Raw genomic sequence first — 21,666 nt, forward strand, 5'->3', positions numbered from 1 at the left:
AATTCAGGATAAAACGTTACCACAACCCGGCAAACTAACCTTGGATTGTAATAGTATAAATGGATCCACCTTAGAAGTAGGAAGTTCTTTTAATAAAACATTACAATTAAAATACACAGTAATCGGAAATCCTATAAACTTTACAGGTTATAAGAAAACGGAAAAAGGGATGACAATAGAAGTAGGCACAGAAGGGCAACAGATAAGTTTATCCGGAAGTGGAGTAATAGCTGTGACTATAAGTGGAACTCCGACACAAATCGGTATAATACCAATAGAAGTAGAAACAAAAAGTTGTAACATAACAATTCAGGATAAAACGTTACCACAACCCGGCAAACTAACCTTGGATTGTAATAGTATAAATGGATCCACCTTAGAAGTAGGAAGTTCTTTTAATAAAACATTACAATTAAAATACACAGTAATCGGAAATCCTATAAACTTTACAGGTTATAAGAAAACGGAAAAAGGGATGACAATAGAAGTAGGCACAGAAGGGCAACAGATAAGTTTATCCGGAAGTGGAGTAATAGCTGTGACTATAAGTGGAACTCCGACACAAATCGGTATAATACCAATAGAAGTAGAAACAAAAAGTTGTAACATAACAATTCAGGATAAAACGTTACCACAACCCGGCAAACTAACCTTGGATTGTAATAGTATAAATGGATCCACCTTAGAAGTAGGAAGTTCTTCCAATAAAACATTACAATTAAAATACACAGTAATCGGAAATCCTATAAACTTTACAGGCTATAAGAAAACGGAAAAAGGGATAACAATAGAAGTAGGCACAGAAGGGCAACAGATAAGTTTATCCGGAAGTGGAGTAATAGCTGTGACCATAAGTGGAACTCCGACACAATCAGGTTCTTTATCACTAGAAATAAATAATAGATCATGTAATTTATCTATTGAAAATAAACAAATTAAGAAAAATGAGTTAAAATTAGTCCCTAACCCATTGAATACTTCAGTAGGTAGCATATATATTAATTCAGATTTTGAAGATAATCATGCAACAATTACTATTTTTGATGTAAGTGGTAAAATTATATATATAAATAATTATATTGTTAAAAAAGGAGAACAAAAATTAGAATTTAAGTCTCCTGTGTTGAGTGGGATATATATAGTACAATTTAAAAGTAGTAAAATAACCAAAACCCTTAAGTTGATTGTAGAGTAGAAGATAAAAGAACTTTAATCAATAAACCCTATTATTTAAATAATGGGGTTTATTGATTTATAATTAATTTTGTAAAAATAGATTTAAAAATATGGAGAATCAGATATTGCATTCTAAAATATTTGCTAAGCCAGGAACAATTCCAATTTTAATTTTTCACGGATTATTTGGTATGTTAGATAATTGGGGAACTTTAGGGAAAAAATTTTCAGAAAATCAGGAAGTACATCTAATAGACTTGCGAAATCATGGAAAAAGTTTTCATACAGTAAGTATGAATTATACAGAAATGTCAGAAGATATTGTAAACTATATGAAACATTATTCAATTGAAAAAGCAATATTATTAGGGCACTCTTTAGGAGGAAAGGCGGTAATGGAGTGTGCAATAAAACATTCGGATTTAGTGGAAAAGTTATTAGTTGTAGATATAGCCCCAAAAGCTTATCCACCTCATCATCAGGAAATAATAAAAGCTCTTAAAAGTGTAGATTTTTCTAAAATAAAAGAAAGAAAAGAAGTAGAAAATATTTTATCACAATATATTCATGAAACAGAAGTGATTCAGTTTCTTATGAAAAACGTGTATAGGACAGATAAAAATCATTTTGATTTTAGATTTAACTTAAACACGCTTTCCAAAGACTATAATCAGTTAATTAACAAACCTATTTCTTTTGGAAAGTATGAAGGTCCTACTTTATTTATTTCAGGAGAAAAATCAAATTATATTCTTCCCGAAGACGAATTTTATATTCGTCAACAGTTTCCTAAAGAAAAATTAGTTATAGTTTCCAAGGCATCACATTGGGTGCAAGCAGATAATCCAAACGAATTTTTTGATGTTGTAAACGACTTTTTATTAAACTCTTAGCTATTAATTTATGAGATATTACATAATTGCAGGTGAAGCCTCAGGAGATTTACATGCATCCAATTTAATGAAAGAAATAAAAAAAATAGATAGTCAGGCAGAGTTTAGATTTTGGGGAGGAGATTTAATGCAGCATGAAGGAGGACATATGGTAAAACATTATCAAGAATTGGCTTTTATGGGTTTCTCAGAAGTAGTTTCTAATTTAGGAACTATTCTAGGAAATATTAAATACTGTAAACAAGATATAAAAACATATAAGCCGGATTGCGTTATATTTATTGATTATCCCGGATTTAATCTTAGAATTTGTAAATACGTAAAAAAAATTGGAATTAAAACATTTTACTACATATCTCCTCAAGTCTGGGCATGGAAATCCGGAAGAGTAAAAACCATAAAAAAATATGTAGATAAGATGTTTGTTATTCTTCCATTTGAAAAAGATTTTTACTCAAAATATAAATATAATGTTGATTTTGTAGGACATCCTTTATTAGATGCACTCAATAGCTTACCAGAGTTAAATGAAAAAATTTTTAGAGAAAAAAACAATCTTTCTGATAAACCTCTTATTGCTTTATTACCTGGAAGTAGAAAACAGGAAATAAAAAAAATGTTATCGGAAATGTTATCAATAGAAAAAGATTTTCCTGACTATGAATTTGTAATAGCTGGAGCCCCTTCTATAGATATTCAATTTTATCAACAATTTTTAAATTCACATGTAAAAATTGTTTCAAATCAAACCTATAATTTATTAAGAATATCAAAAGCAGCTTTAGTAACTTCAGGAACAGCGACTTTAGAGACAGCTTTATTAAATGTTCCTGAAGTAGTTTGTTATAAAGGGAGCCGGGTTTCTTATGAAATTGCAAGAAGATTAATCAAACATATTAGATATATATCTTTAGTAAATCTGATAATGGATAGTTTAGTAGTGACTGAACTAATACAGAATGATTTAAATTATAAAAATTTAAAGTCAGAGTTGAATAAAATTTTAGAGGAAAAGAATGAACAAAAATTAAAAATAAAATATAAAGAACTCCGTCATAAATTAGGAGATTCTGGAGCTTCAGAAAAAACAGCTCAATTGATTATAAAGCTATTAAACAATTAACAATAATTTGTATTTATATATCTATTACTTTAATAGAATTAATAATTAAATTCATGTAAAAAAACTTAATATATTTGTAAACAAGTAAAATTAAAATAAAAGAATATGATTAAAGTTTCCCCAGAAGCACAAAAAAAAGTTATAGAGCTTATGAAAGAAGAAGGCTTTGATTATTTAACTGATTTTATAAGGGTAGGAGTTGAAAGTGGAGGTTGCTCAGGTTTATCATATAAATTATGTTTTGACCGAAATCATAAACCCGAAGATAAGATATTTGAAGATAATGGAATTAAAATATTAGTTGATAAAAAATCATTTCTTTATTTGGTTGGAACAACACTAGAATATTCAGGCGGATTAAATGGAAAAGGCTTTGTTTTTAATAATCCTAATGCGCAAAGAACATGCGGATGTGGAGAGAGCTTTGCAGTTTAAATATTATTCATATAAATTTTTAAATAAAAATAGATATTATTTTTCATTGATTGCAGCTTCTAAATCGTTAGTTAAACCTAGAATGTAATTATTGTATTTTTTTAGTTCATTTGAATCCGTAACTAATTTTTTTGAGATGAATTGTTCTTTTTTAGTCCATTCCTTAGCTTTTAAACCTAAAGATGTTAGTCTTGGAATATCTTTGGATTTTATAGCTTTTATATATTCTTTGACATAAGCATCATAATCTATTACATATTGTTGAACTTCTTTGTCTTTAAAAATTGGAATTTGAATTAATGTTGATCTTTCATTTGTAAGCCCATTAATGGTTTCTAAAGAGGAAGAATCTTTTTTAATTATATTATTAGTAAGTTCAGAAATCTTTTTGGATTCTTTACAGGAAGTAAAATAGCTTAAACAAATAATAAAAGATAATGTAAAAGATAATAATTTGTTCATGAAAATAATAATTTTTTCTATTTTAGAAAAACAAATAATATTAGTATTATAATTAAAATTTATTGCACAAAATAGAATAATAATTTCGCAAAAATACATTAATTATTTTTACCACATAAAATCAAATATAATTAATAAAAAAAGATAACAATAATAATTATAATATTAAATAGATATAAATATTAATTATTTACATACAATACAAACAAAAAACAACATATAATATAAAATTTATAAGAGTATTTTTAAAATATTTACGAATAAATAAAATAAAAAATGCAGAAGATCAAATATTTTAAAGATAAAATCATATTATTAATAAAATCTATTAGTTACATATTATATAAAAAATAATCTTACTATTTTTGTGTTTAAAACTAATCTAAATTAGATTTTATCAATATAGTTTAGCAAAATGAGTAAAACAAAATATACAGAAGAAGAGTTAAGGATAGATCTTGAAAATCAAGAGTACGAATATGGTTGGGCAAGCAACTTGGAATATGAAGATTTTCCTATGGGATTAAGTGAGGAAATAGTGAGAGAAATTTCTGAAAGAAAAAATGAGCCTGAATGGATGTTAAATTGGAGATTAGAATCATTTCATATTTGGGAAAAGATGATGCCTCCCCATTGGGCTAATGTGTCTTTTAATGAACCAGATTTTCAGGCAATAAAATATTATGCAGTTCCTAAAAAGAAAAAAGAGTTAAGTGGTTTAGATGAGGTAGATCCCGATTTATTAAAAACTTTTGAGAAACTAGGCATATCTTTAGAAGAACAGAAAAGATTAACAGGTGTAGCAGTAGATGCTGTTATAGATAGCGTTTCTGTAAAAACAACTTTTTCAGAAACGCTAGCAGAAAAAGGAATTATATTTTGTTCAATTAGTGAGGCGATACAAAAACATCCTGAAATAGTAAAAAAATATTTAGGGAAAGTGGTGCCTAGAGGAGATAACTTTTATGCCGCATTAAATTCTGCTGTTTTTTCGGATGGATCATTTTGCTATGTTCCCAAAGGAGTAAAATGCCCTATGGAATTGTCTACTTATTTTAGAATAAACCAATCTGGAATTGGGCAATTTGAAAGGACTTTATTAATAGCGGATGAAGGAAGTTATGCTTCTTACTTAGAGGGATGCACAGCGCCACAACGAGATGAAAACCAGCTTCATGCTGCTGTAGTAGAAATAATAGTCTTAAATGATGCAGAAATAAAATACTCTACAGTCCAAAATTGGTATCCCGGAGATAAAAAAGGGAAAGGAGGGGTTTATAACTTTGTAACTAAACGAGCATTATGTGAAAAGAATGCAAAAGTTTCGTGGACTCAAGTAGAAACAGGTTCAGCAGTTACTTGGAAATATCCTTCCTGTATTTTAAAAGGAGATAACTCTATAGGAGAATTTTACTCCATTGCTGTAACCAACAATTTTCAACAAGCCGATACAGGAACAAAAATGATACATATAGGAAAAAATACTCGATCAACAATTATCTCAAAAGGAATTTCGGCAGGAAAATCACAAAACAGTTATAGAGGATTAGTTAAAGTACTTTCTGGAGCAGATAATGCCAGAAATTTTTCTCAATGTGATTCCTTATTAATGGGGAATAATTGTGGAGCACATACCTTTCCCTATATAGAAATAAAAAATAAAACAGCTCAGTTAGAACATGAAGCGACAACATCTAAGATTGGAGAAGACCAGATTTTTTATTGTAATCAGCGAGGAATAGATACTGAAACAGCTATAGCTTTAATAGTCAATGGATTTAGCCGTGAAGTACTAGATAAATTGCCTATGGAGTTTGCTATTGAAGCAAAGAAGCTTTTAGAAATTTCCTTAGAAGGCAGTGTAGGATAGAATTAAAAATTTAATTAAAATTGATTCGATAAGTTCCAGTAGCAGAACTTTTCCCTTTATCGGCTTTAACATATTGTTTTATCCACTTTATACCTGTATTAACCAGACATGTATTACTAATTCCTGATTTTCGGTTTACAGAAGTCACATTTCCTGTTTTATCAACAGTAAAATTGAATATAACAGTTCCTGTGCCTGAGCAATTATAAGGTGGTACACTCCCTCCTCTTCCCATGGTTCCCGGTATAAATCCAATTAAATTACGGCCATTTCCAAATCCTTCTCCACCTCCACTACCACTTCCCATTGGATCTCCTTGATTTTGCCCGGGTTTACCATTACTTCCATGACCAGTAGAGGAATTGCTATTTCCTTTTCCTTTTAATAAAGCACCAATAGCCTCTGTTCCTTTAATATTTCCGCTCTCTTTTCCATTTCCTGTTCCTTTAGAAGATTTAGATTTAGTATTATATTTTTCAGCGGAGTTTTGTTTTGTATTATCTTTTGAGGATTTTTTTGTATTAGAAGTAGAGGTAACCGTCTCTTTAGAAGAAGTATTGGTAAGGTAAGAATTTTCTTCTTTCTCTATTTCATTTGAAGAAGCTAGGGCATCATCCTTTCCTAAAGGATCTCCTCCGTTTCCTTTTTGTAAATCTTGTTCGGCAGGCTCTTCATCTCCTAAACCAAATGCACTTGTTCCATAATCTGAACCTAAATCAGAATCAAAATTTATATCTATATAAGTAGTGGGGGGTGTAGTGAAAAAAGTAGTATGGAAAGTTAGTATTAAAAATAAAATAATTCCTGAAATAAAAAGTGTAATAAGAGCACTGATTATTTTTTCCTTTTTATTATTTTCGTATGATGTTTTATTACAAGTCGGCATTCTAGGCTTATTCTTTTTGGATTTGCGGATTTGTAGCAATTAAAACACGATATTTATTTCTATTAGCAATATCCATAAGGAAAATAACATCCTTATGTAAAGCATCTGCATCTGCTGCTATTACGAAAGAAGGAGCTGGATTTGAAATGAACATTGATTTTAAAGTGGGTTCAATCTGTTCCTTAGCAATTTCTTTTTTATTTAAAAAATATTTTCCATCTATAGATACAGCTATATATAATCTTTCAGCCGGCATTTCCTGACCTTTGGCATTTGGTAATTTTACATTAAGGGCGGATTGACTAGCAGACGCCGTAAGCATAAAAAAGGTTAATAACAAAAAAATTACATCGGTAATAGATGCCATACTAAATTCTGCAGATATTTTATTTCTACTTCTTAGTTTCATGTTTAAATATCTATATTTGGGTAATAGGTTTATTTAATATATCTAGAAAATCTATAGCAGTTACTTGTAGAGAATATACTAATTTGTCAATTTTAATAACTAAAATGTTATAAAAAAGATAAGCCAAAAGTCCTACAATAAGCCCGGCGGCAGTATTAGCCATAGCGGTATAAATACCACCGGCAAGCATTTGAGCACTTGCTTGATCTTCCGAACTAGTAGCAAAAAAAGCGATAATCATTCCTATTACTGTTCCTAAGAAACCCAACATAGGAGCTGCTCCGGATATTGTTCCTAAGACTCCTACATTTTTTTCTAAGTCAAAAATTTCCAGTTGAGCAGTATTTTCTATAGCATCGCTAATATCACGAGTGGGTTTACCAATTCTCATAATTCCCTTATATAAAATACGACTTTCAGGGGTATGTGTTCTTTTGCATAAATCTAATGCTACGTTTATTTTTCCGTCATGAATTAGATCCCGAACATCATTTAATAATGTTGAGTTATTATTTGAAAATTTTTTAATTGTAAAATACCTTTCAAAAAATATATACAGTGTAATCATAAATAACAAGAATAAACATATCATTACAAATATACCTATAGGTCCACCATGTGTAATCATATCAATTAAAGAAAAAGATTTTTCCTTAATTTCTCCTTGTATTGCTACTGCCTGAATCTTTTGCAAAGAATCGTTCATAAATAAATTTTTTTGATTAAAATAAATTAAAAATAGAAATAGAGTTATTTTACCCTAATAAAGTGCACAAAGTTAGGAATTATTATTTTTAATAGGCATAATATAATGAAATAAGTATATGGCTATATAATATAAAAATGAGAAATAAACAGAAAATATATGCAATCATTAATTAATACAATTCTTCAATTGGAATATTTTCTATTTCCACACCCGCATTTTTCAAAAATTCAATTCCGGTGATATCTGAGTATTCATGAATATAAACTATTCTTTTTATACCTGATTGATGTATTAATTTGCTACACTCCCTACATGGAGAAAGGGTTACATATAAAGTGGCACCTTTACATGATTGAGTAGATGCGGCTACTTTTAAAATGGCATTGGCTTCAGCATGAAGAACATACCACTTTGTGTAGCCTTCATTATCTTCACAAATATTTTCAAATCCGGTGGGTGTCCCATTGTAACCATCAGAAATAATCATTCGGTCTTTCACAATTAGAGCTCCTACTTTTTTCCTTTCACAATAAGATAGATTTCCCCATTCTAAAGCCATTTTTAAGTAAGCTATATCATATTTTGTTTTCATAAAATAAAAATACTGTTTTTTTAATAAATATATCTTTTTCGTTAGTTAATAAATTAAAAACTGGTTAAATATGATATATTGTTATATTTTATATTAAAACAATATTTATTTGTTTAAATTTTAATAAATAAAATATATGGAATAATATTTGTTATAAAATAATTTGATTTTACATTAATATAAAAAACAAATATTATATAAAAAACATTATAATGGAAAAACAATTATTTAGTTCGTTAAATAAATTAATCACTCCGGAAATTATTTCTAAAGTTTCTTCAGATTTGGGAGAAAATTCTGGAAAAGTGACTTCTGCAATTGGAGCAATCATTCCCAGTATTTTTGGGTCTTTGGTAAATAGAGGTGAAGATAGTAATGTAGAAAATGTTTTAAAACAAGCAGGCAACTCATCTATTTTGTCAAATATTACAGAATTATTTTCAGGAAAAACAAATCCTGAAATACAAAATATAGGTTCAAGCTTTTTAAATACTCTTTTTGGGGATAAAATAAATTCTTTTTCTGGTATTATATCATCCTTTTCAGGTTTAACCAGTGATAGTGCCAACAAAATTATAGGAATGGTTTCTCCTTTAGTAGCAGGTTTTTTAGGTAAAAAAATGCTTTCTGGAGTAAGTCTTAAAAGTATATTAGAACAAATTTCATCAGAAAAAGATAATTTTTTATCCTCAATACCCTCTGGATTAACCAGTGTATTAGGAATATCATCTCTAGCGGGTTTAGGGAGTTCTTTTTTAAATAAAACAGAATCCCAAACAAAAGAAGCAGTAGATCATATGAAAAATAAAGTTGAAGACACTTATGAGGATTACAAAGCTAAGTTAAACAAAAAATCTGGAAGTGGTTGGATTAAGTGGTTAATAGGTATATTAGTACTTCTTCTTTTGCTATTTTGGTTATTTTCTAAAAACAGCTGTTCTAAAAAAGAAATGAATCCCGGAGCAAATTCAAATAAAATTTCAGATAGTACATCTGTTAAAGATTCAATATCATTACAAGAACAAAAACTTAAGCAACAAAAGCAATTAACACAGATTTCATTACCTAGTGGTTTAAAAATTAACGCATATCCCGGAGGAATTGAAGACCAGATAGTAAAATTTTTACAATCTGATGAATATAAAAATAGTACTAATGATGACTTAAAAAATAAATGGTTTGATTTTGATGCGATCAACTTTGAATTTGGAAGCGGAACTCAACTGACTCCTGACTCAGAAAACCAAATTAAAAACATTGTAAGTATAATTAAGGAATTTCCTAATACTAAAATTAAAATTGGAGCATATACAGATAAAAAAGGAAACAGTAGTGCAAATCTTAAACTTTCTCAACAAAGGGCAGATGTTATAAAAGATATCTTAATTAAAAATGGATTAGATAAACAAGTTGTAGGAGCAGAAGGGTATGGAGATCAATTTGCTAAAGTCGATATTAATGCTTCAGATGATGAAAGAGCTAAAGATAGAAGGATTTCTTTAAGGTTTGATAAATAAATATTTACATTATACAGACCTTTTTGAAATATTTATTTTTGAGAAATTAATCGATACAAAATTAATAATTGTTTAAAAAGTGGGGGTTCAAGCTTAAATATATTTCTTATAAAAATAAAAAAGCCTGATTTTAAATCAGGCTTTTTTATTTCCAATTTTTATAATCTTCAATAGATTTACATGTACAAATTAAATTTCTGTCTCCATAGGCATTATTAATTTTTCCAACAGAATGTCAAAACTTATTTTCTAAAATCCAATTTAAAGGATAAGCAGCTTTTTGCCTACTATAAGAATGATTCCAATGATTAGAAGTAACTTCAGCAAGTGTATGAGGAGCATTTTTGATTAAACAATCTTCTATTGGGTACTTTCCAGTTTCAATTTTATCTATTTCTTTTCTAATTGAGATTAAAGCTTTTGTAAAACGATCTAGTTGAGCAATACTTTCACTTTCTGTAGGTTCAATCATTAATGTTTCTGGAGCCGGGAAAGAAACAGTAGGGGCATGAAAGCCATAATCCATTAAACGTTTAGCAATGTCCCCAACTTCTATTCCCAAAGATTTAAAAGGTCTGAAATCAATAATCAGTTCATGACCTACTCTACCAAATTTATTAGTGTAAAGAATTTGGTAATATAGAACTAATTTACTTTTCAGGTAATTAATATTTAATGTATATCAATTGTAGTAGCTTTTTTTAATCCTTCTGCTTTTTGTTTTAATTACTGTAAAGGTTTGAGTATACATTACTTTAAAAAATAAAAAATTTATTAGATTGTATTTGATCTTTCGGTTTGGATTCATATAGCATATGAATAACTTTAGCTGCAGCAGTTGCCTCTTCCAAAAGAAATGCATTAGAAATAAAAAACCGGTTAAATCGGAAATTAATGTTTGAAAATTTAGCAAGGCTTCTAATCTTCCCTGAGACACTTCTGCTTGGTTTGTACCAACTCGGATTTTCAAAAATATTCCTTTGGATAGGTGCCGGAAGGATCGTTCCAAAGTACCCAAAATCTATAAATGAACTGAAAACTTTATTCTAAGAAGCTAGATATTTGGATAATAAAATCATATCATATTCAGATATAGCTTTTGGCAGTTCTAAATCTTCTTGTTCTAAAATATTTTTAGGCATAGTCTGGGAAATTAATTTATCAACAGAAGAAGCATTAATTTATTTTAGAATTTTATGTATATCATTTTCACTGATTCATATGTTGTAAAGAAAAATCAGAAGTGTTCATCTAAATTAATTTAAATAAGGGTTATATAATTTCAAAAATAAACAATTGTAATATTACGATAAAATTTATTTGAGTTTTAAAATATAAAATAATATCTTCTATCTTATTTTTCACATGATATATTTCAGAGAATAAATTTTGTTTATAAAAAAAATAATATATATTTTTGTTTCATCTAAATAAAATGGGAAAAATTATAAATATAACAAGTTGGTGGCGTTTTCAACTTCAAAAGTTGTGAGTCAGCAGTTATGTCTATAATATTGAATAATATTAAGTAAAAAATAAAGGCCTATCGTACTCACGATAGGTTTTTTTATATATAAATAAAGACCTATGCAAAAATATCATGTAGATCAAAATGGATTTTATGGAGAATTTGGAGGAGCGTATATTCCGGAAATACTTTATGATAATGTAGAAAACCTAAAAAATAATTATTTGAAAATACTGGAAGATCCAAAATTTAAAAAAGAGTATTATTCATTATTAAAAGATTATGTAGGACGTCCCTCTCCCTTATATCTTACTCGAAGACTATCCGAAAAATATGGTTGTAAAATTTATTTAAAAAGAGAAGATCTTAATCACACAGGTGCACATAAAATTAATAATACTATAGGTCAAATATTGATAGCCCAAAGAATGGGAAAAACAAGGATAATTGCTGAAACAGGTGCAGGGCAACATGGGGTAGCCACAGCGACAGTTTGTGCTCTAATGGGAATGGAATGTATTGTATATATGGGAAAAGTAGATGTTGAAAGACAAAAATTAAATGTAGAAAAAATGCATATGTTAGGAGCTACAGTGGTTTCTGTCACCAGTGGCAATATGACATTGAAAGATGCTACTAATGAAGCTATTCGTGATTGGTGCTCCAATCCTTCAAATACATATTACATCATAGGATCTACAGTGGGACCACATCCATATCCGGATATGGTAGCTAGATTACAGGCAATTATTAGTGAAGAAACTCGTAAGCAATTATTGGAAAAAGAAAAAAGAGAAACTCCGGATTATGTTATAGCTTGTGTAGGAGGAGGTAGTAATGCAGCAGGGATGATTTACCATTTTTTAGATGAACCTTCTGTGAAAATAATTTTAGCAGAGGCTGCCGGTAAGGGGATAAATTCAGGAGAATCAGCAGCTACTATCCATTTAGGAAAACTAGGAATTATTCATGGAAGTAAAACACTTATTATGCAGTCTGAAGATGGTCAAATAGAAGAACCTTATTCTATTTCAGCAGGATTAGATTATCCTGGGATAGGACCTATGCATGCAAATTTATCCAAAATTGGACGTTCAGAAGTTTTAGCTATTACAGATGATGAAGCGATGAATTCTGCCTTTGAGTTAACTCGTTTGGAAGGAATAATTCCTGCAATTGAGTCTGCTCATGCCTTAGGAGTATTAAATAAAAAGAAATTTAAAAAAGAAGATATAATAGTTATTTGTTTATCCGGTAGAGGAGATAAAGATATGGAAACCTTTATAAAAGAACAAGAGAAAAGATAATTAGAATAAAATGAAAATACAGGTAAAGACAAAAAAATTATTGGCAGACTTACAAACTCCTGTAGGTATATATTTGAAAATAAGAGATGTGTTTCCAAAATCTGCCTTATTAGAAAGTTCTGATTTCCATGCTGGAGAAGATAGTTTTTCATTTATTGGATTAGATCCTATAGCTTCTTTTAAAGTACAAGATTATCAAATTACCACAGATATTCAGAATAAGAGACAAGTACAAAAGATAAATACTCAATTAACTATTGAATTAGCCAATTTTATAAAAAGATTTAAAATAGAGGGAGAAAATCCCACAGGGTTTAATGGCTTTTTTGGATATACATCCTATGATAGTATACGTTATTTTGAATCCGTAGATCCAATAAATAAAAAATTGGAAAATGCAGATGTTCCTGAGCTCTATTATATTTTTTACCATTTTATATTAGTTATTAATCATTTAAAAAACGATTTAACCATCGTCGAAAATATTCCGGAAGGAGAAAATAGTAAAATGGAAGAATTAGAAGCATTATTACAAAATAATAATTTTGCTTCCTATAATTTTAAAACTCAAGGAAAAGAAAGCAGCTTCATTTCTGATAATGAATATAAAGAATATGTAAAAAAATCAATACAACATTGTAAAAGAGGAGATGTTTTTCAAATAGTGCCTTCTCGTTGTTATTCCCAGTCATTTATAGGAGATGATTTTAAAGTATATAGAGCATTACGATCAATAAACCCATCTCCATATTTGTTTTATTTTGATTTTGGTTCGTTTCGTATTTTTGGTTCTTCACCAGAAACCCATTGCAAAATATCTAAAGGAAAAGCTTATATAGATCCTATAGCAGGCACATATAAAAGAACAGGAAACGATGAAAAAGATCGAATTCTTTCTGAAAAATTATTACAGGATGAAAAAGAAAATGCAGAACATGTAATGTTAGTAGATTTAGCAAGAAATGATTTAAGTCGTAATTGTCATGATGTAAAAGTAAATTTTTATAAAAGTGTACAATACTTTTCTCACGTTATACATTTAGTATCTAGAGTAAGTGGAACTATAGAAGATGGAAAAAATAATATTTCTGTTTTTGCAGATACTTTTCCTGCGGGAACATTATCTGGAGCCCCTAAAGTGAGAGCTATGCAATTAATACGAGATATTGAAAAACATATGAGAGGAATATATGGAGGTTGTATCGGGTATATAGGATTAAACGGAGATTTAAACCAAGCGATAACCATTCGATCTTTTCTAAGTAAAAATAATATTTTGTATTACCAGGCTGGGGCCGGAATAGTTTCCAAGTCCAACCCCGAAGATGAACTTCAAGAAGTAAATAACAAATTAGGAGCATTAAAAAAAGCCGTTGATTTAGCAGAAACATTAAAAAATTAAAAAAATAAAACATATGAAAGCATTAATTGTTGTAGACATTCAAAATGATTACTTTGAAGGAGGGACTATGGTTTTGGATGGAGCTTTAGAAGCTAGTGAAAAAGCAAAACAAATAATAGATAAATTTAGAAATGATCGTTTACCGGTTATTCACATACAACATATTGCCCTTAGTCCAGATGCAACTTTTTTTCTACCTTATACTAAAGGGGCAGAATTTCATCCAAATGTAAAACCCGAAGGAGGAGAAATTGTAATTACCAAGTATTATCCAAATAGTTTTTTAAAAACAGATCTTCAAAAATATTTACAAAAATTAGAAGTAAAAGAATTAGTAATTTGCGGAATGATGACTCATATGTGTATAGATGCTACTACAAGGGCCGCAAAAGATCTTGGATATGAATGTACACTAATAGGAGATGCATGTGCAACACGAGAATTGGAAATTTCAGGAATAAAAGTTGTTTCCCAGGAGGTTCATGCAGCATTTTTATCAGCTTTGGATTACTATTATGCAAATGTTACTACAGCTAACGATTATTTAACAGCTAATTAGTAAAATGAAAAAAATATTACTCTTCGATAATTATGATTCTTTCACGTATAATCTGCTTCATCTAGTTAAGGAGCAGGGATATACAGAAGTAGATGTTTTGAGAAATGATCAAATAACGCTTCCGGATATCAAAAAATATGATAAAATTATTCTGTCACCAGGTCCCGGAATTCCTTCAGAATCAGGGTTATTGTTACCCTTACTTAAAGAATATGCCCCTAAAAAGTCAATTTTAGGGGTCTGTTTGGGGGAACAAGCGATAGGTGAAGCATTTGGAGCAAAGCTTGTAAACCTTCAAGATGTATATCATGGCATAGCTACAGAAATTAAAATTATAGAAGATGATTATATTTTTAAAGGATTATCGTTACCTATGGTAGTAGGAAGATATCATTCTTGGATTGTGAGTCATGATAATTTTCCAGAAAGTCTTACTATAACAGCGGTGGATGAAAAAGATCAAATCATGGCTTTAAAACATAAAAAATATGATATTCATGGAGTGCAGTTTCACCCAGAATCTATATTAACTCCACAAGGAAACACAATAATCAGGAATTTTTTAGAAGCATAAGAAAAATAAGAAATAAACTTATGAAACAGATATTAAATCGATTATTCGAGCACCAATACCTAAACAGGGATGAGGCTAAAGAAATACTTACCAAAATGGCTGCCGGAGAATATAATGAATCACAAATTGCTGCATTTATAAGTGTGTTCTTAATGCGGAGTATTAACATAGAAGAATTTTTCGGTTTTCGAGATGCTTTGATGAATTTATGTACAGATGTAACACCATTACAAAAATATGATCCGGTAGACATTGTAGGAACCGGTGGTGATAATAAAAATACATTTAATATATCTACTCTCTCTTGTTTTGTTGTTGCAAGTGCCGGATATAAAGTAGCGAAACATGGAAATTACGGAGCCACTTCTGTTAGTGGAGCGTCTAATGTAATGGAAAAACATGGCGTAAAATTTACCTCTGATGTAAGTCTACTTGAAAAATCTCTCGATCAAACTAATATTGCGTATTTACATGCACCTTTGTTCAATGAAGCTATGAAAGTAGTAGCTCCGGTTAGAAAAGCTTTAGGAGTGAGAACATTTTTTAATATGTTGGGACCTGTAGTAAATCCCATAAAACCTAAAAGAAATATTTTAGGAGTTTTTAACCTTAAAATGTCTCGTTTATACTATTATATATATCAAAATACCGAATGCGATTATACAGTAGTACATAGTTTGGACGGATATGATGAAATATCACTTACAGATAATTTTAAAGTAGTAAGCAAGCTAGGTGAAAATATATATTCTCCCGAAGATATAGGTTTAGAAAGATGTAAGCCTATAGAGCTTGATGGAGGAAAAACACAAGATGAAGCTTCCAAAATTTTCGATGATGTATTAAATAACGAAGCGACTATAGCCCAGAAAAATGTAGTATTGGCAAACTCTGCTTTTGCTATACAAAATATAAATCCGTTTTTGTCTATAGAACAATGCATTCAGCAAGCTAGAGAAGCATTGGAAAGCGGGAAAACAAAAGAAACGTTTGTTAAATTTTTAAATTTAAACAGTTAAGGATTATATTTCTATATTTTAGGAATGTGTGTTTTTAAATACTTTCTAAGAGCAGAAAAATTCACATATAAAAATAATATTTAGTTCTTTTTGACAATGATATTTTTTAAAGAGCTTTATTAGAGATAAATCCGAAGTAAAAATTAATAATTATAATTCTGTTAGGTTAAATATTAATTTTAGAATCATATCATAGAATAAAAGTTATAAATTATAAACCATAATGGAAAACATATTAGATAAAATTATTGCAAATAAGAAAATAGAAATCGGGCAACAGAAGGAACATTTTTCTTTAAAAGAACTCGAAAATAAATTTCAATATAGCAAAAAAGTACTTTCATTTAAGGAATCTCTAAAACAATCATCTACCGGAATTATTTCAGAATTTAAGAGACGTTCTCCATCCAGAGATTGGATTTTTAAAAAAGCTAAAATAGAGGATGTGATTCCTTTTTATTCAGAAAACGGAGCCAGCGCCATATCTATCCTTACAGATTTAAATTTTTTCGGAGGAACTTTACAAGATTTAGAAAAAGCTAAAAACATTACCGAAACGCCGCTTCTTAGAAAAGATTTTATGATAGATGAATATCAATTATATCAAGCAAAAGTATATGGAGCCAGTGCTATTTTATTAATAGCAGCAGCACTGACAATAAATGAAACCAAAAAATTAGCAAAAAAATCTAAAGAATTAGGATTAGACGTTTTATTAGAAATACATAATGAAAAAGAATTAAACCATATAAACGAATGGATAGATGTAGTTGGAGTGAATAATAGGAATTTAAAAACTTTTATTACTGATGTACAGGTTTCTTTTGATTTGGCAGAAAAGATACCTGATGAATTTGTTAAAATTTCTGAAAGTGGAATATCTTCTACACAAACAGTTAAAAATTTACAACGAGTTGGTTATAAAGGGTTTTTGATGGGAGAAAATTTTATGAAGACAAAAGACCCTGGAAAATCATTAAAGGTATTTATAGAAGAATTAGAATCTAAATAAGTTTTTCATTTATGAAGATCAAAGTATGTGGAATGAAAAATCCAAATAATATTGAAGAGCTTTCTTCTTTATCTATTAATTATATGGGATTTATTTTCTATCCAAAATCACCAAGGTATATAGCAGGTTTGAAACCTGAAATATTAAATATTTTGTCAGATAGTACTAAGCGTGTAGGAGTTTTTGTAAATGAAAAAGTTGCCTCATTATTTAAAACAATTGAAAAGTATGGACTTGATGCAGTTCAATTGCATGGCAATGAAACCCCGCAATACTGTGAAGATTTAATAGAAACTTTTCCCGAAATTACAATAATAAAAGCATTGAGTATTTCGGATATCAAGGATATAGAAAAAACAAATGAATATGAAGAACTTTGTGACTACTTTTTGTTTGATACGAAAACCTCTCAATATGGAGGTTCCGGACAGAAGTTTAACTGGGAAATATTAAATTCATATAAAGGGAATAAACCTTTTTTTTTAAGTGGAGGTATTTCAATGGAAGATATAGAAGAAATAAAAAATATACAGCATCCTAATTTATACGGACTTGATTTAAATAGTAAATTTGAATCAGAACCAGGTTTAAAAGACCTTTATTTAGTAAAAAAATTTATTAAAAAAATTAAAAATACTCAATAGTATGAAACATTTTTTTATCATTTATAAATAAATCTAGCCAGATTCCAATAAAATCTCTGCACAAAAAATATATAAAATCTCTAAGTTTTAGAAAAAAATTATTTAGTATTTAATAATAAATTCAAAGAAAAAATAAGACCATGAATAGAATTAAACAACTTTTCGAAAGAAAACCAAAAAACATATTTTCCGTTTATTTTACTGCCGGTTATCCTAAATTAGAAGATACTGGGGAAATAATTAAAGAATTAGAAAATAATGGAATAGATTTAATAGAAGTAGGAATCCCTTTTTCAGATCCTATAGCAGATGGGGCCACTATTCAAGAAAGTGGAACTCAAGCTTTAAAAAACGGTATGTCTTTAAAAGTTTTGTTTGAACAAATTAAAGAAATCAGAAAAGAAGTAAATCTTCCTTTAATTATGATGGGCTATTTAAATTCTATTATGCAATTTGGGTTTGAACAATTTTGTAAAAAATGTAATGAAGTAGGAGCTGATGGAGCTATTATTCCAGATTTGCCATTTAATGATTATATTAAAGAATATAAACCTATTGCAGAAAAATATGATATTAAAATCATCATGTTGATTACCCCTGAAACATCTGAAGAGAGAATTAGGCTAATTGATGAAAATACTGACGGGTTTATTTATATGGTATCTTCTGCTTCTACAACAGGGGCACAAAAGAGCTTTGATGAAAAAAAACAAGAATATTTTAAAAGAATTAATTCAATGGAATTGAAAAACCCAAGACTGATAGGTTTTGGAATTTCTAATAAAAAAACATGGGATGCAGCACAAAATAACGCTAATGGGGCAATTATAGGAAGTAGATTTATTACTTTATTAAAAGTATCATCTACTATCAAAGAGGCAATTATTCAGTTAAAAGATAATTTGAATAATTAATATATTTAGAAAAATAATAAACTTCTATAAATTCATATTATTTCTTTTAATTTATAAATTAGTTTGTTTTAACTATAATATTTATTATGATAAATATTTCAACTTTTGTTAAATCTTTATCATTAAGAAAACTTTTAAAAAAGAATTTTTAGATATTAAGTTAGATTATTTAAATACGTTAAGATGTAATCAGGCTTCTTATGTGTTCTTTATATATTCAAGTATAAGAAATTTTTATAATTCAGATCTATAATTCAAAAGTCATTACTTTAATATTTAAATAACTTAAATATTAAACATAATTGTTTTAAAATTAGCATAAAAAACGCATTAATAATAATTTAATATTATTCAAATAAAATATATTTATACTTTTATAGTTATTTTATCTTATATTTGTTAGAAGATTACAAATCAAATATTTTAATAACTAAAAAAAATGTATTTTATGAAGTATTTTTTACGCTTTTTTATTTTCGTATTTTGTTTAAGCGTTTCAGCTAAACAAATAGATGTAGCAACAGCAACTTCAGTTGCAGAGTCTTTTATAAATGAGAGTTCTTCTTTAAATAAAAAGAATGCAATCATTTTAAATTTGGTATATACCTCAACCTCTAGTAGTAATGCAAAAACAATTAAAAAACCATATGTATATTATTATATTTTTAATATTAATAATGATCAGGGTTTCATCATTGTTTCTGCAGATGATGTGAATACACCAATTTTAGGGTATTCTACAACAGGTAGTTATAATCCTAAAAATGTTCCTGATAATTTTAAATCTTGGATGGAAATGGTTTCTTTAGGTATGGAAAAAGCAATAATAAACGGAACAACCCCTACAAAAGAGATTCAAAAAGAATGGGATAATTTCCGTCAAGGAAAGAAGATTTATACTAAAGCATCTAAAACAATAGTGGTTGAGCCATTAATCAAAACAAAATGGAATCAATCATATCCTTACAACAGTTTATTGCCTTATTCCGGATTGTATACAGGTTGTGTGGCTACGGCTACAGCACAAATTATGAACTATTATAAATATCCGAAATCAGGAGTTGGTATTATACAATCTTATTCTATTTCCAATGATAATACCATATATTATATTCCTGCTATAGATTTATCAAAATATACTTATGATTGGTCTAATATGCTAAATACTTATGATTATACACCCTCAGGAAATGATGTACAGAAAAAAGCAGTAGCTTTATTGATGTATCATATTGGTGCCAGTGTTAAAATGAGTTATTCAAAATCAGGTAGTGGTGCATATTCAATGGATGCAGCAAAGGCATTAGTTACTTATTTTGGTTATGATAAAAGTTTAGAATTAAGATCGCGAGACGATTATGGTTATTCAAATGATTTAAATAATGCTTGGGACGAAATGTTAAGAAAAGAATTAAAAAATAAACGTCCAATATATTATGATGGACGAGGAACCGGTGGGCATGCTTTTATTTGTGATGGCTATGATGACCAAGGTTTTTTTCATTTTAATTGGGGATGGGGAGGATATCAAGATGGTTATTTTAAAACAACAGCAACTTTAGATTATACCAAAAATCAGTCTGCTATGTTTAATATCAAACCTAGTACTGGAAATATTAGTATTCCTAAATTAGAATTGAACAAGGATTATACATCTATTTCTTCAGAAGTTACATCTGGTAAAGGCGGAGCTAAGTTTTCAACTAAATTTAGTTTTAAAAATGTTTCTTTATTTCCTTTTCAAGGCTATTATGGAGTAGCATTGACAGATGAGAAAGATAATATTCAATATATTCTAGCTCAATCAAATCTTTCAGAATTAAATTCAGGATATTATTATAAAGAATACAATTTTTATGAATGCGTTATTCCTTTAGGGGCTAAACCTGGAAAATATAGATTAAGAATGGTCTCTAAAGTTTTAGGACAGAATGATTGGGTTATAGTAACCAGTCCATTGTCAACAGTTATTAAATATATACCATTTGAAATTTTAGTTGGAGAGGAAAAAGCTAAACTTCAAATTTTAAATAATACACCACTTTCTGCCTCTAAAAGTTCAGCTAAACCTAATGAGTCTTTTTTAGTTAAGCTAAGTTTTAAAAATTATTCAAGAATACCATTTAGAGGATATTATGGTATAGCTCTAACAGATAATACAAATACTATAAAATATATTTTAGCACAGTCAGGTCTTTCAGAATTAAATCCTGGATATTATTATAGATTATATAATTTTAATTGTTTTATTCCATCAAATGCAATGCCAGGCTATTATAAATTGAGAATGGTTTCTAAAGCTCAAGGAGAGCAAAACTGGTCTTTAATTAATGCGGAATCTTCTTCTGTTATAGACCAGATTCCGTTTGAAATTTCTAATAATAAGACTTATATGAATTCAATATCTGATAAAATTAATATATATCCTAATCCTGTGCTAGATAAAATGTATATACAATCAACCGTAAATATTACAAAAATAGTTTTATATAATATGTATGGTAATTTGGTTTTACAAGCAAGTGAAAGCGAATTGAAAAATAAAATGATTGATTTAGGAAATCTTAATAGTGGAATTTATATTGCACATATATATACCAGTCAAGGAAAAACTATATATAATGTAATTAAAAAATAAATATTAATTTGTATAATGATTAAGAACCTTTGGAATTATTCCAAAGGTTTTTTTATG

21 protein-coding genes and 2 pseudogenes are annotated in these 21,666 nt (G+C 28.6%); 15 read left to right on the forward strand and 8 right to left on the reverse strand.

Annotation, left to right across the window (positions count from 1 at the left end; genetic code table 11):
- The 4 genes from C4S77_RS06140 to C4S77_RS06155 all read left to right on the forward strand — a co-directional run.
- On the forward strand, window positions 1–1,195 hold a 1,195-nt coding region (locus tag C4S77_RS06140; protein WP_146106059.1), incomplete at its 5' end, for a T9SS type A sorting domain-containing protein.
- Between the two features lie 91 nt (window positions 1,196–1,286).
- A complete protein-coding gene (locus C4S77_RS06145; protein ID WP_105245974.1) occupies window positions 1,287–2,069 on the forward strand; it encodes an alpha/beta fold hydrolase in 783 nt (260 codons plus the stop codon).
- A 10-nt stretch (window positions 2,070–2,079) separates the two neighbouring features.
- Window positions 2,080–3,192, forward strand: coding sequence for a lipid-A-disaccharide synthase (gene lpxB / locus C4S77_RS06150; protein ID WP_105246818.1), 1,113 nt, complete (start codon window positions 2,080–2,082; stop codon window positions 3,190–3,192).
- Window positions 3,193–3,297: 105 nt separating this feature from the next.
- The gene (locus C4S77_RS06155) at window positions 3,298–3,627 is read left to right on the forward strand and encodes a HesB/IscA family protein (protein ID WP_105246819.1); all 330 of its coding nucleotides are present in this window, start codon (window positions 3,298–3,300) and stop codon (window positions 3,625–3,627) included.
- A gap of 36 nt (window positions 3,628–3,663) precedes the next feature.
- Here C4S77_RS06155 and C4S77_RS06160 read toward each other — a convergent pair whose 3' ends face one another.
- Complete coding sequence (locus tag C4S77_RS06160) at window positions 3,664–4,089, reverse strand: hypothetical protein (RefSeq protein ID WP_146106060.1); 426 nt, start codon at window positions 4,087–4,089, stop codon at window positions 3,664–3,666.
- Window positions 4,090–4,504: 415 nt separating this feature from the next.
- On the opposite strand from C4S77_RS06160, the gene sufB reads away from it, so the two are divergent.
- Window positions 4,505–5,959, forward strand: coding sequence for a Fe-S cluster assembly protein SufB (gene sufB / locus C4S77_RS06165; RefSeq protein WP_105194557.1), 1,455 nt, complete (start codon window positions 4,505–4,507; stop codon window positions 5,957–5,959).
- Window positions 5,960–5,969: 10 nt separating this feature from the next.
- Here sufB and C4S77_RS06170 read toward each other — a convergent pair whose 3' ends face one another.
- The 4 genes from C4S77_RS06170 to C4S77_RS06185 form a co-directional block, all read right to left on the reverse strand.
- On the reverse strand, window positions 5,970–6,845 hold the full coding sequence (locus C4S77_RS06170; RefSeq protein WP_105246821.1) for a hypothetical protein: 876 nt from the start codon (window positions 6,843–6,845) through the stop codon (window positions 5,970–5,972).
- Window positions 6,846–6,852: 7 nt separating this feature from the next.
- On the reverse strand, window positions 6,853–7,254 hold the full coding sequence (locus C4S77_RS06175) for an ExbD/TolR family protein (protein ID WP_105246822.1): 402 nt from the start codon (window positions 7,252–7,254) through the stop codon (window positions 6,853–6,855).
- A gap of 10 nt (window positions 7,255–7,264) precedes the next feature.
- Window positions 7,265–7,960: a MotA/TolQ/ExbB proton channel family protein gene (locus tag C4S77_RS06180; protein WP_105246823.1), complete on the reverse strand. Its 696-nt coding sequence runs from the start codon at window positions 7,958–7,960 to the stop codon at window positions 7,265–7,267.
- Window positions 7,961–8,132: 172 nt separating this feature from the next.
- Window positions 8,133–8,555: a deoxycytidylate deaminase gene (locus tag C4S77_RS06185; protein ID WP_105246824.1), complete on the reverse strand. Its 423-nt coding sequence runs from the start codon at window positions 8,553–8,555 to the stop codon at window positions 8,133–8,135.
- A 212-nt stretch (window positions 8,556–8,767) separates the two neighbouring features.
- Here C4S77_RS06185 and C4S77_RS06190 point away from each other — a divergent pair, with 212 nt between their 5' ends.
- Entirely contained in the window at window positions 8,768–10,072 is a 1,305-nt protein-coding gene (locus tag C4S77_RS06190; RefSeq protein WP_105246825.1) for an OmpA family protein, read from the forward strand.
- A gap of 145 nt (window positions 10,073–10,217) precedes the next feature.
- Here the strand turns inward: C4S77_RS06190 and C4S77_RS13370 are convergent.
- From C4S77_RS13370 to C4S77_RS13540, 3 genes and pseudogenes are all read right to left on the reverse strand, one after another.
- Window positions 10,218–10,786 (reverse strand): annotated as a pseudogene (locus C4S77_RS13370) (aminomethyl-transferring glycine dehydrogenase); the annotation flags it as partial.
- Window positions 10,755–10,880, reverse strand: coding sequence for a hypothetical protein (locus C4S77_RS13535; RefSeq protein WP_395856160.1), 126 nt, complete (start codon window positions 10,878–10,880; stop codon window positions 10,755–10,757). The pseudogene C4S77_RS13370 and the gene C4S77_RS13535, both read right to left, overlap by 32 nt.
- Window positions 10,828–11,106 (reverse strand): annotated as a pseudogene (locus C4S77_RS13540) (hypothetical protein); the annotation flags it as partial. The pseudogene C4S77_RS13540 and the gene C4S77_RS13535, both read right to left, overlap by 53 nt.
- A 553-nt stretch (window positions 11,107–11,659) precedes the next feature.
- Between C4S77_RS13540 and trpB the strand changes: the two are divergent.
- The 9 genes from trpB to C4S77_RS06245 all read left to right on the forward strand — a co-directional run bounded on the left by trpB (window position 11,660) and on the right by C4S77_RS06245 (window position 21,609).
- Window positions 11,660–12,847 carry a tryptophan synthase subunit beta gene (gene trpB, locus C4S77_RS06205; RefSeq protein WP_105246828.1) on the forward strand — a complete coding sequence of 396 codons (1,188 nt, stop codon included), beginning with the start codon at window positions 11,660–11,662 and terminating at the stop codon, window positions 12,845–12,847.
- A gap of 10 nt (window positions 12,848–12,857) precedes the next feature.
- Complete coding sequence (locus tag C4S77_RS06210) at window positions 12,858–14,249, forward strand: anthranilate synthase component I family protein (protein ID WP_105246829.1); 1,392 nt, start codon at window positions 12,858–12,860, stop codon at window positions 14,247–14,249.
- 13 nt (window positions 14,250–14,262) lie between these two features.
- On the forward strand, window positions 14,263–14,808 hold the full coding sequence (locus C4S77_RS06215) for a cysteine hydrolase family protein (RefSeq protein WP_105246830.1): 546 nt from the start codon (window positions 14,263–14,265) through the stop codon (window positions 14,806–14,808).
- Window positions 14,809–14,812: 4 nt separating this feature from the next.
- Window positions 14,813–15,382 carry an anthranilate synthase component II gene (locus C4S77_RS06220; RefSeq protein WP_105246831.1) on the forward strand — a complete coding sequence of 190 codons (570 nt, stop codon included), beginning with the start codon at window positions 14,813–14,815 and terminating at the stop codon, window positions 15,380–15,382.
- A gap of 20 nt (window positions 15,383–15,402) precedes the next feature.
- Window positions 15,403–16,401 carry an anthranilate phosphoribosyltransferase gene (gene trpD / locus C4S77_RS06225; protein ID WP_105246832.1) on the forward strand — a complete coding sequence of 333 codons (999 nt, stop codon included), beginning with the start codon at window positions 15,403–15,405 and terminating at the stop codon, window positions 16,399–16,401.
- A gap of 223 nt (window positions 16,402–16,624) precedes the next feature.
- Window positions 16,625–17,413, forward strand: a complete 789-nt coding sequence (trpC, locus tag C4S77_RS06230) for an indole-3-glycerol phosphate synthase TrpC (protein ID WP_105246833.1) — start codon at window positions 16,625–16,627, stop codon at window positions 17,411–17,413.
- A gap of 11 nt (window positions 17,414–17,424) precedes the next feature.
- Complete coding sequence (locus C4S77_RS06235) at window positions 17,425–18,057, forward strand: phosphoribosylanthranilate isomerase (RefSeq protein ID WP_105246834.1); 633 nt, start codon at window positions 17,425–17,427, stop codon at window positions 18,055–18,057.
- Between the two features lie 140 nt (window positions 18,058–18,197).
- Window positions 18,198–18,971, forward strand: a complete 774-nt coding sequence (gene trpA, locus C4S77_RS06240) for a tryptophan synthase subunit alpha (protein WP_105246835.1) — start codon at window positions 18,198–18,200, stop codon at window positions 18,969–18,971.
- 448 nt (window positions 18,972–19,419) lie between these two features.
- Window positions 19,420–21,609, forward strand: a complete 2,190-nt coding sequence (locus C4S77_RS06245) for a thiol protease/hemagglutinin PrtT (protein WP_181042836.1) — start codon at window positions 19,420–19,422, stop codon at window positions 21,607–21,609.
- Window positions 21,610–21,666: the final 57 nt, after the last annotated feature.

The organism is Apibacter adventoris (assembly GCF_002964975.1).
Taxonomy (GTDB): domain Bacteria; phylum Bacteroidota; class Bacteroidia; order Flavobacteriales; family Weeksellaceae; genus Apibacter; species Apibacter adventoris.

Excerpts from the sequence above, each read along its gene's own strand:
- C4S77_RS06175 (WP_105246822.1), bottom strand. The coding sequence starts at position 7,254 with ATGAAACTAAGAAGTAGAAATAAAATATCTGCAGAATTTAGTATGGCA.
- C4S77_RS06245 (WP_181042836.1), top strand. The coding sequence starts at position 19,420 with ATGAAGTATTTTTTACGCTTTTTTATTTTCGTATTTTGTTTAAGCGTT.
- C4S77_RS06190 (WP_105246825.1), top strand. The coding sequence starts at position 8,768 with ATGGAAAAACAATTATTTAGTTCGTTAAATAAATTAATCACTCCGGAA.
- C4S77_RS06170 (WP_105246821.1), bottom strand. The coding sequence starts at position 6,845 with ATGCCGACTTGTAATAAAACATCATACGAAAATAATAAAAAGGAAAAA.
- C4S77_RS06220 (WP_105246831.1), top strand. The coding sequence starts at position 14,813 with ATGAAAAAAATATTACTCTTCGATAATTATGATTCTTTCACGTATAAT.
- C4S77_RS13535 (WP_395856160.1), bottom strand. The coding sequence starts at position 10,880 with ATGAATCCAAACCGAAAGATCAAATACAATCTAATAAATTTTTTATTT.
- C4S77_RS06215 (WP_105246830.1), top strand. The coding sequence starts at position 14,263 with ATGAAAGCATTAATTGTTGTAGACATTCAAAATGATTACTTTGAAGGA.
- trpB (WP_105246828.1), top strand. The coding sequence starts at position 11,660 with ATGCAAAAATATCATGTAGATCAAAATGGATTTTATGGAGAATTTGGA.
- C4S77_RS06160 (WP_146106060.1), bottom strand. The coding sequence starts at position 4,089 with ATGAACAAATTATTATCTTTTACATTATCTTTTATTATTTGTTTAAGC.
- C4S77_RS06235 (WP_105246834.1), top strand. The coding sequence starts at position 17,425 with ATGAAGATCAAAGTATGTGGAATGAAAAATCCAAATAATATTGAAGAG.
- trpA (WP_105246835.1), top strand. The coding sequence starts at position 18,198 with ATGAATAGAATTAAACAACTTTTCGAAAGAAAACCAAAAAACATATTT.
- C4S77_RS06145 (WP_105245974.1), top strand. The coding sequence starts at position 1,287 with ATGGAGAATCAGATATTGCATTCTAAAATATTTGCTAAGCCAGGAACA.
- sufB (WP_105194557.1), top strand. The coding sequence starts at position 4,505 with ATGAGTAAAACAAAATATACAGAAGAAGAGTTAAGGATAGATCTTGAA.
- trpC (WP_105246833.1), top strand. The coding sequence starts at position 16,625 with ATGGAAAACATATTAGATAAAATTATTGCAAATAAGAAAATAGAAATC.
- C4S77_RS06185 (WP_105246824.1), bottom strand. The coding sequence starts at position 8,555 with ATGAAAACAAAATATGATATAGCTTACTTAAAAATGGCTTTAGAATGG.
- lpxB (WP_105246818.1), top strand. The coding sequence starts at position 2,080 with ATGAGATATTACATAATTGCAGGTGAAGCCTCAGGAGATTTACATGCA.
- C4S77_RS06155 (WP_105246819.1), top strand. The coding sequence starts at position 3,298 with ATGATTAAAGTTTCCCCAGAAGCACAAAAAAAAGTTATAGAGCTTATG.
- C4S77_RS06180 (WP_105246823.1), bottom strand. The coding sequence starts at position 7,960 with ATGAACGATTCTTTGCAAAAGATTCAGGCAGTAGCAATACAAGGAGAA.
- trpD (WP_105246832.1), top strand. The coding sequence starts at position 15,403 with ATGAAACAGATATTAAATCGATTATTCGAGCACCAATACCTAAACAGG.
- C4S77_RS06210 (WP_105246829.1), top strand. The coding sequence starts at position 12,858 with ATGAAAATACAGGTAAAGACAAAAAAATTATTGGCAGACTTACAAACT.